Source organism: Variovorax sp. 10N432, from assembly GCF_056394465.1.
The window spans coordinates 20191-33042 of sequence record NZ_JBFTHX010000009.1 but is presented as its reverse complement, the minus strand read 5'-3'; the positions used below and the strand labels follow the sequence as shown (position 1 = coordinate 33042).

The 12852-nt window shown below is 60.4% G+C and carries 10 protein-coding genes; 5 read left to right on the top strand and 5 right to left on the bottom strand.

Going from position 1 to position 12852, the window contains the following annotated elements; all coding sequences use genetic code 11:
* The first annotated feature begins 165 nt into the window (after nt 1–165).
* Entirely contained in the window at nt 166–1599 is a 1434-nt protein-coding gene (locus AC1DF3_RS12790; protein ID WP_478139826.1) for a tyrosine-type recombinase/integrase, read from the top strand.
* A 31-nt stretch (nt 1600–1630) separates the two neighbouring features.
* On the opposite strand, the gene AC1DF3_RS12785 is transcribed toward AC1DF3_RS12790, so the two are convergent.
* From AC1DF3_RS12785 to AC1DF3_RS12765, 5 genes are all read right to left on the bottom strand, one after another.
* Nucleotides 1631–2767 (bottom strand): hypothetical protein, encoded by a 1137-nt coding sequence (locus tag AC1DF3_RS12785; RefSeq protein ID WP_478139825.1) that lies wholly within the window; start codon nt 2765–2767, stop codon nt 1631–1633.
* Between the two features lie 183 nt (nt 2768–2950).
* Nucleotides 2951–3430 carry a hypothetical protein gene (locus AC1DF3_RS12780; protein ID WP_478139824.1) on the bottom strand — a complete coding sequence of 160 codons (480 nt, stop codon included), beginning with the start codon at nt 3428–3430 and terminating at the stop codon, nt 2951–2953.
* A gap of 32 nt (nt 3431–3462) precedes the next feature.
* Nucleotides 3463–4161, bottom strand: coding sequence for a hypothetical protein (locus tag AC1DF3_RS12775; RefSeq protein WP_478139823.1), 699 nt, complete (start codon nt 4159–4161; stop codon nt 3463–3465).
* A 31-nt stretch (nt 4162–4192) separates the two neighbouring features.
* Nucleotides 4193–5566, bottom strand: coding sequence for an NUDIX hydrolase (locus AC1DF3_RS12770; protein WP_478139822.1), 1374 nt, complete (start codon nt 5564–5566; stop codon nt 4193–4195).
* 51 nt (nt 5567–5617) lie between these two features.
* Nucleotides 5618–7267 (bottom strand): hypothetical protein, encoded by a 1650-nt coding sequence (locus AC1DF3_RS12765; protein WP_478139821.1) that lies wholly within the window; start codon nt 7265–7267, stop codon nt 5618–5620.
* Nucleotides 7268–7430: 163 nt separating this feature from the next.
* Here AC1DF3_RS12765 and AC1DF3_RS12760 point away from each other — a divergent pair, with 163 nt between their 5' ends.
* From AC1DF3_RS12760 to AC1DF3_RS12745, 4 genes are read left to right on the top strand one after another with little or no spacing between them, the layout of a single operon-like run.
* Nucleotides 7431–8363: a BrxR family transcriptional regulator gene (locus AC1DF3_RS12760; RefSeq protein ID WP_478139820.1), complete on the top strand. Its 933-nt coding sequence runs from the start codon at nt 7431–7433 to the stop codon at nt 8361–8363.
* Nucleotides 8356–8814 (top strand): BREX-3 system P-loop-containing protein BrxF, encoded by a 459-nt coding sequence (gene brxF, locus AC1DF3_RS12755; RefSeq protein ID WP_478139819.1) that lies wholly within the window; start codon nt 8356–8358, stop codon nt 8812–8814. The genes AC1DF3_RS12760 and brxF overlap by 8 nt, the downstream gene beginning before the upstream one ends.
* Nucleotides 8815–12558, top strand: a complete 3744-nt coding sequence (locus tag AC1DF3_RS12750; RefSeq protein ID WP_478139818.1) for a DUF6079 family protein — start codon at nt 8815–8817, stop codon at nt 12556–12558. It abuts the gene before it with no gap.
* A 23-nt stretch (nt 12559–12581) separates the two neighbouring features.
* Nucleotides 12582–12833, top strand: a complete 252-nt coding sequence (locus tag AC1DF3_RS12745) for an AAA family ATPase (RefSeq protein WP_478139817.1) — start codon at nt 12582–12584, stop codon at nt 12831–12833.
* Nucleotides 12834–12852: the final 19 nt, after the last annotated feature.

Below are 12852 nucleotides of genomic sequence, written 5' to 3'. Positions count from 1 at the left end.
AAAACAGGAAATTGGCGTCCAGCGATGTCCAACCCGATCCGTTGACTGCCGACGCCAGACCGGGGAACATTCCGGGGAACAAGCCGGGGTAGTCGCAGAAACCGGGGGAGTTGTTCCCCGGTCCTCATTGGGAGGTCGACGTTCCCCGGTCGGAGTTGCCCTACCGTGCTGACCGAAATCCAATGCAAAAACGCAGCCTGCCCGGCCGAGAAGAAGCGCGTACGTTTCACCGACGCGAATGGGCTCTATCTGGAGGTCAGCCCGGCGGGGTCCAAGAGGTGGTTCTGGAAGACCTACGCCGACGGAAAGGAAGGACGCCTTGCCCTGGGCAGCTATCCTGATGTGACGCTCAAATCTGCACGTCTCGCTCGTGATGCGGCCAGGCGTGACCGAGCCGATGGCATCGACCCGGTCCAGGCACGCAAGCTTGCAAAACTCAAGAGCGTGGTGGCGGAAGGCGAAACCTTCAAGGCGACGGCTGAGGAGTGGTACGGCAAGAACGTTTCCCGTTGGAGCAGCCACTACGCCATCCGCGAAAAGCGGAACCTCGAAAAGGACCTGTACCCGTACTTCGCCGATCGGCGTGTCAGCGAGATCGAGCCTGTCGAGTTGCTGGCCGCTTTGCGCCGTGTTGAGGAGCGCGGTGCGCTCGACGTTGCGGGCCGAGTACTACAGACCGCTCGAGCTGTTTGGCGCTACGCAGTTTCCACGGCGCGGGCACCGCGTGACATCACCGGCGATCTCAAAGGCGCATTGACTCCGCACAAGAAGCGGCACTTTGCTGCTATCACGGATCCGACCAAGCTGGGTGAGTTGATTCGTGTGATCCGTGGATATCAAGGCGGCCCCATTGTGCGTACCGCATTGCAGTTGGCCCCGCTACTCTTTCAGCGTCCCAACGAGCTGCGCGGCGCTGCTTGGGCGGAAATCGACTTGGACAAGGCCCTATGGACCGTGCCTGCCGTACGGATGAAGCGTCGCATCGACGGAAAAGAAAATGGCGATCCGCATCTAGTCCCACTCCCCACGCAAGCGGTGGATTTGCTGCGTAAGTTGCACCCTCTCACCGGCCGCGGCGTGTTGGTTTTTCCTGGGGAGCGCAGTCATGATCGACCGATCTCGGACAACACCCTGCGTGCCGCGCTTCTGACGCTTGGTTATGGCCCGACCGTTCAGACAGTTCACGGCTTCAGGGCGACGGCGCGAACGTTGCTGGCGGAGGTCTTGGAGGTCGATCCCTTGGTGATCGAGGCGCAGCTGGCCCATGCGGTGAAGGATGCGAATGGACGCGCGTACAACCGTACGCAGTACGTCAATCAGCGAAGCCAAATGATCCAGCGGTGGGCTGACTACCTCGATGCACTAGGGGAGGGGAGTCGCGCAACCACCGAATCCACCGTACAAGCGGCGCAGGAAGCCGGAAAACGCGAGAACGTGGGCGGTTCGGCGCGCGACTTCAGCCGTGTTGCGGATGCAGACAAATTGGACGGTTCGCCAACTAAGGGCCGTGGTCAACTGACGAAGGAGCGGAAAGGCGGTGAAAGCATGGCGGAACTCTTCGCCCAGGCGATTGCCGGGGGTATTGGTAGGGCGCGATAGGTACGGCGAAGGCTCTGCTTGCCCTACATCCTCACTCGAATTCAGACGCCAACTGCTGCATCTCGCGCGAAGGCGCTCGGTGGCTGACGAGCCGCACCTCGATACCGAAGTTGCGCGCCTTTGACAGCGCGCGACGCAATGCATCTTGGATCCATTGCTCTTCGTTGCCAAATGCACCGCCCCCGAGTCGAGTGAGCAGCACGATGTTCGATGCGCCGCGACGTGCGTTCAGCTCCGCCGCCAAGAGAGTCGCCTCGTATGCGGCTTCGAGCACCAGCGATGCAAAGGCGGCCCAGTGCCTGGAGGGCACATCACTGTAGGCTACCGGCAGCGCCGAGCAGAAGACCTGCGACACCTGTGGGCGCGGCGCTGCCGGGGCATCCGTCACCTCGACATCGCTGTGCACGCCGATGCGAAGCTTGCCCCGTAGGGCGTCAAGCGCGTCGTCGTCTATTGATCCCAGATGTTGCGTCAGCTTTTCGAGACCGTCGCGGGAACACATCGCATAGCCGTTGCGCATCGTCCAGAGCGATGCAATCGGCTGGTGAAGCGCCTCGCTTAGTGCTTGACCGAGGTCGGCGAGCCCATCGAGTTGACTGCTGCGCGTTTGGCCAATGCCTTCCGAGGTCGGTGCGAAGTAGTTGCGAAAGATCGTTGCGGCGCCGGCCGCGATGGCGCACGCCGGGCCCTGCGTCGGATCACTTTGGTAGATCGTGACGCCATCCTCAGGCGTCAGCCTCGGCGACGCCATTTCGAGCAGGTTGAACTGTGATGCGACCTGGAACAGGGCGCCGGCATGTTCCGGCGCCACATGCATCGCTCGGACGTCGCCGCTGAGCAGGCGCACTCTCAGCCGACCGCCGCCGGTGGCCGGTGGTTCGCCTACGCGAGTGCGCAGGTCGTCAAGAGAAACCAACTCAAGTTGGCCGATGCCATGCCGGGCGCCTGTAGCGGTGGAGACCAGCATGCCGTCTTCGATCGCGAGCCGGCCGCGCGTTTCGTCATACGTGGTCTCGCAAAATCCGGTGAGTCGTTCGAACCAATCCATGGTTGTCCTGTTGTCCTTTCGCATGTCAAGCGTCGATAGCAGCGCTGGCAGTCTAGTGGCCGCTCGAATCTGCCAGTCCATGCCACCGCGATCGGACAGCGTGGCAGGATCAGGATTCATGACAGCGAGATCTGTACATCTGAACCCTGTCTTCGGTGTTGCGCCGGCGGAGCGCCGATCGTGTCGGCAGTCGCGGCTTGTTCATGTAGATGAGGGCCGGATTTCAGTTCGTCAGTATCATTCGATACCACTGCGTGAGAAGCGAACCGCAAGCGTCATTGGATGCCCACACCACGGCGAAGATCAGCGGTTGACGGCATCTTCTGGTGCCCACAAGGGCCGAGTCTCGGGCAGCGTCATCTCGGCGAAGTAGTGGAGCAATGCCGATGGCGCTTGAGCATGGTCCCGGCTCGGGAGCGCTCGCACGGCGCGCAACACGTCGCGGACCACATTGTCGTTGGCCAATAGATGCGGCATGAGGACATGGTGGAAGTACCGAGTCCATTTTTCATCCTGTCGCTGCCCCGGTTCGAGAGCCAGATCCTCCTGCGGTGAGTAGAACTGCTCGACATATCTCTCGGTCAGAACAGCCATGGGCTCGAGCAAAGGCTCATGATCGACGGGGGTGCCAACGCCGAAGGACGCCAGGGCATCCAGTGCCGGACTGTGCACTTCGAGCAAGTGGGCTGCTTTGAGAAATTTGCTTCGGCAGGCCATGATGAGCGTAAGCAGCATGGACGCGGCCCTCTCGCGCTGGAACGCCCGGAGTTCATTGGTGTGCATGCCTACAGCCTCCTCGTGCGTTGCGTTCCAAGTCATTGTTCTGATCGCATTGACGAGACGATCAAGGGCCATCCTTCGGGGTAGCTTCCACTCGAGATGAAGGGCGAGACTGGCGCCTTGCTCTTGAACACGCGGGAGCCGATCAAAGGCTTCAGCGAAGGCACGGCCTTGAACCATGGGGCCCACGCCCTTGCCATGATGAAGATTGCACCCCGGTCCACGAGACCTTCGACAAACCTGGCGATCGGTTCACGGCTAGGGAACTGGCTCAGTGCTGTCCCTAGCTTGTTGTTCCCCGGCCACTTCTTGCTCGCCCAGGGACATAGCTCCACCTTGAGCATCGTTCGGCTAATTTGCTGCAGCGAAAGGCCCTCCAACTGGAGATGGCGGAAGACTTCTTCGTGGTAGTAGCTGCGCGTGGCTGGATGGATATGTGTCCCAGCCACTGAAAGAGGGAAGTCTGGGTGCGGCTCATAGTGCGTCCGCCGGGTTGCGCCATCACCATAGCTGGGGTTGGCTTGCAGGTAGACAACAGGCGCCCGGGGATCGCCGTCGTAGCACAGCGCGCCCAGGTCCTCGCGCAAACGCCAACCTTCCACTTCCCTTCGCTTCTCAAGCGATGACGCTCGAGATACTTCATCGTCCACCAGTTCGTTGTAGCGTTTCACAGACGGTAGGTCCATCGCTTCGAGCGAGGACGGACTAATCAGGTCAATCGAAGTGGCATTCATTAGATCGGCTGTGTCTTTTGAGGGCAGTGGACTAGTTTGGCTGCGATGCGACCAGCACATAGGCGTCCAGAACAGCCTGATCCCCTGGGTGGGTGAGCAACTTCCGCAACGTCGACACTCGCGCCAGCATGACGGCCTGACTCTCCCACCCTGCTTCGGATGGCGTGCCGCCGACGCGCGATGCCAGATAGAAGCGCGTGTAGGTCGTTGCCCGCCTGACATCGCAAAGCATCGCGTCGAGCCGGATGCGCAAGCCGGCTTCTTCGAAGACCTCAACCAAGGCCGTCGCCGACGTTGAATGCCCATCAGTCCTTCCCTTTGGGAAGGTGTACTCGTGGCCGCCAAACCGGTTTGTGGGGGCGACGCACCACACTCGGCCATCCGTCTCGACGACAACGGCACCGGCGGCAGGCTTGAGCCCTGGCGGGCAAACAAAAGGCGGATCAGCAGCCAATGCCATGCGATCAGCCAATTCTTCCCAGGCGCCCTTTGTGCTCGGCGCATCTTTCCAAGGCACGAAGCCGACGCCATTCAGCGAAGGGGGTAACGTACCACCAGGCACCACGAGAGCCATTGCCGTTGGGATGGTCCAGTCGCTGGCCGGACTGGATCTGTGTGGCTTTGTGATCTCTACGGGCTGACCTGCATTGTTCAGGTGAGGGTGAAAGGTGGTCATGGCTTTCGCCGCGGGATGTCCTGCATGGTGCACAGCCAGCTCCGTGGCTACGAGGGCAGCTCTCCGTGCAACAAGTTCGCTCTGCGCCCGCCATGGATGAATCTCAGCGTCGTCCTGGCTGATGCCAAGCCCCTTTTCCCAAAACGAAAGGTAGGCTTCCCCGCGATCGGCGGAATAGAAATTTCCGTTGGCAGCAGCGCAATCGAGCGCGTATTCCCAGTTGTTCTCCCGCATGCACACGCCGTGTTCTGGATGCGGAATCTGACCGAGGGCGACGAGATGCCTGGCACTTTGGGCATCAAGCGGGCGAAAGACCGCCACTCGGAGCCGCCCGTCGTCGCGAGGGCTGACTGCAGCGATCAGCGAGTTCTCACGCTGAATCGTCACCACCTTCCCGTTGAGATCGACCGAACCAATCTCCAACCACCAATGGTCGCCAACTGCCGCCACAGTCGTCTGATCCCTATCCGAAGTCAGGAGATCAGCGAGCCTGTCCATGGAACCCTCGAGCGTCAACCAACAGGCAGAACGCTCCGCGCGATGCTGCAGCCCGTGCAACATTGCGGCCAGTGGAAGCTCGCCTGCATCGATCGCTGGCGCGTTGAACTCAGCGACAGGGAAGGGGTAGACGATGTCCGGTAGACCGTAGCGCGCCAGCACTTGGGGGTTGAGGCGGTGGTCAGCAAAGGTTGGCATGGAGTTCGAAGGGTTGAGGTGCTGATCGAACACTGCGTCGCGTTCGCCTTGAGGTTCTTTCGAAAAGTCTTCCAGTATTGCAACTCAAGCCGCGCCGATGATCGATTCCATCTCGGTCCTCTGTCCCGTGGTGATCAGGGTCCAGAGGGCTCGGCACTTGTCCTGCGGATCTGCCGAATTTCCTTCAAGTCGCTTGATCAGTTGTAGTTCCTCCTCGGCGCGCTGCATTGCTTTGCGACTACCGTATTCGGCGACGAGATCATCCCCGGCGACGTTCATCGCACCGACGAGGGCGTCTTCGTTGGTATGTAGACCCTGCCAGAAGAAGCGGTTGGTCATGGCCGCACGCGGAAATTCTGCGATGCCCCTGAGCAGGGCGAAGGCTTGGCTCCAGGGCGAAGACCATTCAGAGCTTTGCAAAGGATTGAAGGCAATGGACGAATAGGTCATCGTCGGGATCAGCTTGTTCGCTCTTGTCTTGTCCAACCTGGCCTTAAGTTCATCGAGGATGCTCTGGACTGCGTCGTCAGGTATTTTTCCGCCCGGGTGGTAAACCGTGTACATCTCCTGTGCGTCCGCGCGGATGCGATCGCGCTGCGACAAGAGAAACGATTCGACGTCTCGGTCAACGGCCTTGCCAAGCAATTCTTTGGCCTCTTCGTTTGCAGCGGTGAGCGCTTGCTCGAACAGGGGAATGGCCTGTTTGGGCACCCAGCGCGTGCCGTCAGCTAGCGCGAAGGAAAAACGAGGTAGCAGCTCCCCGGACGCCCTTCGCAGCCTTTCGATCTTCTTGAGGGTGGATTCATCGAAGGGCGCGACCTTCATCGATGTTCTCGCACTCACCATTCCGCGCTGACGGAAGCTCTCCACTCCAAACCAGGAGGGCTTCACGGGCGCCTCGAGCGGGGGGACGCGGCTCAACTTGTCAATCGACACCAAAAGGCCGTGCGAATAGACCCGCGCGATCGATTGTGCGAGGCCGTCGAGCTTCGGGATGCCGATTGCCTCGGTGGGCGAGGGAATGCGGTGGTCGTTCTGGTCCATGAGGACCATTTCGCCAGACTCTGGATCGATCTCGGTCCGTACCGATGGCGCGGTCCCGCGCCCATGTTTGAAGCACTCCTGCCGGTAGTCCTCCCATAGAAGAGCGGCTTCGGGGTCACCTTCGGGAAGTTTCATGCGAGGTATCGCGGCGATCATCTCGGTGTCAAGTTCACCGGCGACGCTCCATAAATAGTCAAACCACGTTCGGCAGGCTTCGAGCGTAGGTGCAGAAACTAGCGACGCGAGGTTTGCCTGTGACGGCGACGTTGGGGCAAACCCGATGTTCTCGGTCGGACCGGTGACAACTGCCGCTTCGCCGTCCAAGCCACAGATACAAAGCAGGTTGGAGGAACGGTCGAGCAAGGATGCCTCAGGAAAAATCCTGAAGGCTGCACGATCCCCATGACGCGCAGCTAGACGCAGCAGGCACTCCAGGTCCGAAGTCGACGTTTGGCATGCGGGGTAGATGCTGATGACGAGCCGGAGCTTGGTGTCGCTGTTGTTGGAAAGGTACCCTTCCATCCAATCCACGGCCCTTGCATCAATCCCAGACGCGACCCCGAATACGTGTGTGGCAGCCTGCGCGGCGACGTCAAAGGGGAGGCCCCCCGCCGCATAGAAGCCCGTGCCTGCACTGACCCGCGGCTCGGGCCACACAAAAGGCAATTGAGGTGCGATGGGCTGGTTCAATTGAGGGGTCGCTGCGCCCGTGAGACGACGAGGCACTCGCGAGCGCTGCTTGTTATAATGATGATCATCATGCGACGGATATGATCGTCAAAAATATTCGGTGACAGCATTGTTAGCGAGCCCTATACTTTTGGCAACATTTGTTTCGCGTCGCGCCAATCAGATGTCGATTAACCAGCTCGCCGAACTCACCCAATCACAGCGCGACCGACTTGCGTTCGTGGAGTTGCGCGTCCGTTTTGTCGGGGAGATTCGCCGGCACGACCTGGTAGCTCGTTTCTGCATCCAGTCGGCCGCAGCCACCCGTGATCTGGCCCTCTATAAGGAGCTGGCCCCGGGCAACATCGACTACGACCCGAAGGGCAAGTCCTACGTCCTCGGCCCTGCATTCCGTCCAATTTTCGATGTCCCCGCGGAGAGGGTGCTGTCCTGGCTGACACAAGGATACGGCGATGGAGAGCCCCTGCGGCTCAAGGCATGGGTGGCCAGCGAAATCCCTTCGCGCCTTACGCATCCCGACCTGAACGTGTTGGCGAGCGTGACCAGAGCGATTCATGGCGAATGCCCGCTGAGCATCGAATACCACTCCATCACGAGTGGCCGTACCTCGCGCGAGATCGTTCCATTTGCGCTGATCGACAACGGCCTCCGCTGGCATGTCCGAGCCTTTGACCGGAAGAACCAGGAGTTCCGGGATTTTGTGCTCACCCGGATAAGGCGCCCGATCGTGCAAAAGGGGCTGCGGGTCGAGCCTCATGAGAGTAGTGACCAAGACATCCAGTGGAACCGCATCGTGGAGCTCGAACTGGTGCCGCATCCGGATCAGCCTCGGCCCGAGATTGCTGCGATGGACTACGCCATGCAGGGCGGGATCCTGCGAATGAAGCTGCGTGCCGCGATGGCGGGATACATCCTGCGCAGGTGGAGCGTGGACTGTTCGCCAGATCACAGTTTGCGAGGTCATGAGTACAGGTTATGGCTGAAGGACCCGCTGGCCCTTTACGGGGTGAAGAACGTTATGCTGGCGCCGGGCTACCGGTCTCCCGATCAACAAAGCCACGAACCCGTCGGATTGATCGGAGGATCAGGTGATTGAAGCGTTGGAGCGCTTGGTTGATGAAGTTGGGGCACGACAAAGCAAGCTCGTGTTGCTCATCGGTGCGCCTCAATCGCACAAGACGGCATTGTTGTATTCGCTGGCGAAGAGACGGGATGTCGCGCCTTTGAACGTCGGCGCAGAGCTGGGCAATCGGCTTGCGGGCATGCCGCAAAGGCAGCGACACCTTCAAACCACAACCATCCTCCGCGAACTTGCCGATCAGCATGCCACTGGCGATTTGCTGCTGCTGGACAACATCGAACTCCTATTCGATCGGTCCCTCCAGCTCGATCCACTCGATCTGCTGAAGCGGCATGCGCACGCTAGGCGCGTCGTGGCGGTTTGGCCGGGCGAATTGCGTGAGGGGCGGCTGACATATGCCGACATGGGCCATCCAGAACATCAGGACTATGGCCTTGCAGGCCTGGTCCCCTTCGAAATTCAGTAGTTGGAAGAAGAGGAATACATGCGTTACGGTGATCTCATTCAATTCGAACCGATCGAATCGGTCATTCAGCTGCTCGACGCCAATCGTCCGGACGAGGCCAAGAAACTCGTCGCGACCTACGTCATGTCCGACGACATGGCCGAGCGGATCGCGAAGCAGATGATTCCGCAACTCTCCTTCGACGAGTCTGTCGACCACATGGGTGTGCTGGTGGTCGGCAACTACGGCACTGGTAAGTCGCACTTGATGTCAGTGCTGTCTCTTGTTGCTGAAGACGCGGCCTACCAGCCCATGATCCGCCACCCCAAGGTTGCGGAAGCAGCGGAAAAAATCGCGGGCAAGTTCAAGGTGCACCGCATCGAGATCTCCAGCCAGATGTCGCTGCGGGACATCATTACCCAGGAGCTTGAGCTCTTCCTTGAAAAGAACGGTGTCAGCTACTCGTTCCCGGCTGCCGACAAAGTGGTCAACAACAAGGCGGCGTTCGAGGAAATGATGGCCGCGTTCGCCGAGGTGCACCCCAACCACGGGGTGCTGTTAGTGGTCGACGAGTTTCTCGACTACCTGCGGTCTCGCAAGGATCACGATCTGGTCCTGGACCTGTCGTTCTTGCGTGAGATCGGTGAAGTCACCAAGCACCTACGTTTCCGCTTCGTGGCCGGCGTGCAGGAAGCCATCTTCGACAGCAACCGTTTCCAACACGTCGCCGACAGCCTGCGCCGTGTGAAGGACCGCTTCACCCAGGTGCTGCTGGCTCGGCAGGACGTCAGCTTCGTGGTCGCCGAGCGCCTGCTGAAGAAGACCGCAGACCAGCAGAACAAGATCCGGACCTACCTCACCAAGTTCGCCAAGTTCTACAGCTCAATGAACGAGCGCATGGACGAGTACGTGCGGCTGTTCCCCGTTCACCCGGAGTACATCGGCACCTTCGAGCGGCTGATCTTCACCGAGAAGCGCGGCGCCCTGGTTACCCTGCGCGACCAGATCCAGGCCGTCCTGAATGACGAGGTTCCCAGCGATCGCCCGGGGCTCATCGGGTACGACAAGTTTTGGGACACCGTGACTTCCAACTCGGTGCTGCGCTCCGACCCCAGCATTGGCCCCGTCCTGAAGGTGTCCGAGGTCCTGGCCGAGCGCGTGCTGAAGGCCTTCACCCGTCCGGCCTACAAGCCGATGGCGCAGCGGGTCATCGCCGGCCTGTCGGTGCATCGGCTCACCACGGGCGGCGACATCTATGTGCCGGTCGGACCGACCGCTGCCGAACTGCGCGACACACTGTGCCTGTACCAGCCCAACATCGAGGACTTGGGGGGCGATCCGGCCGACGATCTGCTCACGGCCGTGCAAACCACCCTGCGAGAGATCGTCAAGACGGTCAACGGCCAGTTCATTTCCAAGGCGCCGGACACGGAGCAGTACTACCTCGACCTCAAGAAGGACGTCGACTACGACGCGCAGATCGAAAAGCGTGCGGAGGCCCTGTCGGATGACGCACTGGACCGCGCCTACTATGGCGCCATCAAGCAATTGATGGAACGCACCGACGAGAGCACCTACGTCACGGGCCATCAGATCTGGCAGTACCAGATCGAGTGGCAAGACCGCCGCGTCGACCGGAATGGCTACCTGTTCTTCGGAGCCCCGAACGACCGGCCCACCGCCCAGCCCGAGCGCGATTTCTACGTCTACTTCATCCAGCCCTTTGAGCCACCGCGTTTCCGCGACGAGAACAAGTCCGATGAGGTGTTCATCCGGCTCAAGGGCCTGGACGACGCCATCAAGCGCCACCTGGCCTTCTACGCCGCAGCACAGGACCTTGCCTCCACCGCCAGCGGTGGCGCCAAGGCCGTCTATCTGGACAAAGCCAAAGACGCGCTGCGCGACATGAGCAAGTGGCTCCAGGAAAAGCAGATGACTGCCTTCGAGGTCACGTACCAGGGCAAGTCCAAGACCCTGCAGGACTGGGCCAAAGGCGTCTCCATCCGCGACAAGTTGCGGCTGGGATCGGATGAGCGCGCCAACTTCCGCGACATCGTCAATGTCGTCTCCGGCCTGGCGCTCAACCAGCAGTTTGCCGAGGTCTCGCCTGAGTACCCGACCTTCCCGGTGCTGGTCACCGAGTCCAACCGCAAACAGTTGGTGAGCAATGCGCTGAAGGCACTGGCCGGCGGCACCCGCACCAAGGACGCCAATGCCATCCTCGACGCGTTGGACATGCTCGATGGCGACCGCATCGAGCCGGGGCGCTCACGGTATGCGCAGGAAGTGTTGAGCCGCCTGAAGGCTAAGGGACATGGTCAAGTACTGAACCGTGGTGAGCTGCTGAACGGACAAACCGAGGTGGAGTATTTCCATCCGGTGAAGTTCCGATTGGAGCCAGACCTGCTGGTGGCCGTGCTGGGCGGCCTCGTCTATTCCGGTGACATCGTCTTGGCGATCACTGGCGACAAGATCGACTCCGGCAAGATTACGCTGCTTGCTGAGCGAGGTCTCGAAGAGCTCAAGCAGTTCAAGCATGTCGAATCGCCGAAGGAGATCAACGTCGCTGTTCTGCGGTCGTTGTTCGAACTGCTCGACCTGTCGCCCGGCTTGGCGCAACTGGCCACGCAAGGCTCTGAGGAACCCGTCAAGCAGCTTCTCGATGCCGTCTCCAAGCTGGTTGGCCGTGTCTTGACTGCGGGCACCGACCTGCAAGGCAAGCTTTCTTTTTGGGGCAAGCCCCTGCTCACGGAGGATGAGATCAAGGACTGGCGGAACCGCTTGGAAGCGCTCAAGGTTTTTACCGAGGGCCTGACGCCGTACAACACGGTCGGCAAGCTGAAGAACCTGCGCATCGGTTCCGACGACATCGATGCTCAGAGGAAGAACCTCGAGGTCCTGGCCGCCGTCGAAAAGCTTCTGGATCTGGTGACGGAGTTGGGCGGCACAGCCGCCTACTTGTCGCACGCCGAAACGGTGCTTTCCAGCGATCACCCGTGGGTCAAGCAGGCACAGAGCACCCGCACGGACATCTTGGACAAGCTCGCGCTGGATCGCAATGCGCAACATGCCGCTGAGTACCGGCAGACCCTCGCTCAACTCAAGAAGAACTACCTCAACGCCTACATCGCCCAGCACAGCAAGGCGCGCCTAGGCGTGGCCGAAGAAAAGTCCAAGTCCGCATTGCGTAAGGACTCTCGTCTGGTTGCGATGCGAGCCCTGGCCGGCATCGCGCTGATGCCCACCGTCCAGCTCACCGCCTTCGACGACAAGCTCGACAAGCTCAAGGGTTGCCCATCACTGGTGGAGTCGGAGCTGTCTGCCAGCCCCTACTGCCCACACTGCAGTTTCCGCCCTGCCAACGAGCAAGGCGATTTCCTGCCGGCTGCCAATGTGCTGAAGCAACTGGACGAGGAACTGGACCGTTTGCTCGATGGCTGGCAGCAAACGCTGCTCGACAACCTGGACGACCCAATTATTCAAGCTAACCTTGACCTACTGAAAACATCCGATCGGGAATTGATCAGGAAATTCGTCGCGTCGAAGAAGCTGGCCGACCCAGTCACCCCGGATTTTGTCAGCGCCGTTCAGGAGGCATTGTCAGGACTGGAGAAGATCGGCGTCAGCGGCGATGACATCAAGACGGCCCTGCTGCAAGGCGGATCACCAGCCACACCGGACGACCTGCGCAAGCGGTTCGAGACCTTCCTGAATGACCGCTGCAAAGGCAAGGACGCGAGCAAACTCCGATTCGTGGTGGAGTGATCGTTGCATCATCAAGTGGAACCATGACAACCACCAACAGCAATTCCATCCGCCCGGGGAGCCCCATGCTTTTGCATGCCGTCCATCTGTCGAACTTCCTGAGCTTCAGCGAAAACGCCGAACCTCTGGCCCTTGGGCCGCTCAACGTAGTGACCGGACCTAATGGCTCCGGCAAGTCGAACCTGCTGGAGTCCATCGACCTGCTGCGCTCCGCGCCGGGAAAACTGCTCACGCCCATCCGCGAAGTCGAGTGCCTCACGGTGAAGATGCAGTGATATGCGCCAAGCAAGAATC

What these genes read in the sequence shown, in the direction of transcription:
- AC1DF3_RS12785 (WP_478139825.1), bottom strand. Translation starts at nt 2,767, where the DNA reads ATGAATCCTGATCCTGCCACGCTGTCCGATCGCGGTGGCATGGACTGG.
- AC1DF3_RS12780 (WP_478139824.1), bottom strand. Translation starts at nt 3,430, where the DNA reads ATGCACACCAATGAACTCCGGGCGTTCCAGCGCGAGAGGGCCGCGTCC.
- AC1DF3_RS12775 (WP_478139823.1), bottom strand. Translation starts at nt 4,161, where the DNA reads ATGAATGCCACTTCGATTGACCTGATTAGTCCGTCCTCGCTCGAAGCG.
- AC1DF3_RS12760 (WP_478139820.1), top strand. Translation starts at nt 7,431, where the DNA reads ATGTCGATTAACCAGCTCGCCGAACTCACCCAATCACAGCGCGACCGA.
- AC1DF3_RS12745 (WP_478139817.1), top strand. Translation starts at nt 12,582, where the DNA reads ATGACAACCACCAACAGCAATTCCATCCGCCCGGGGAGCCCCATGCTT.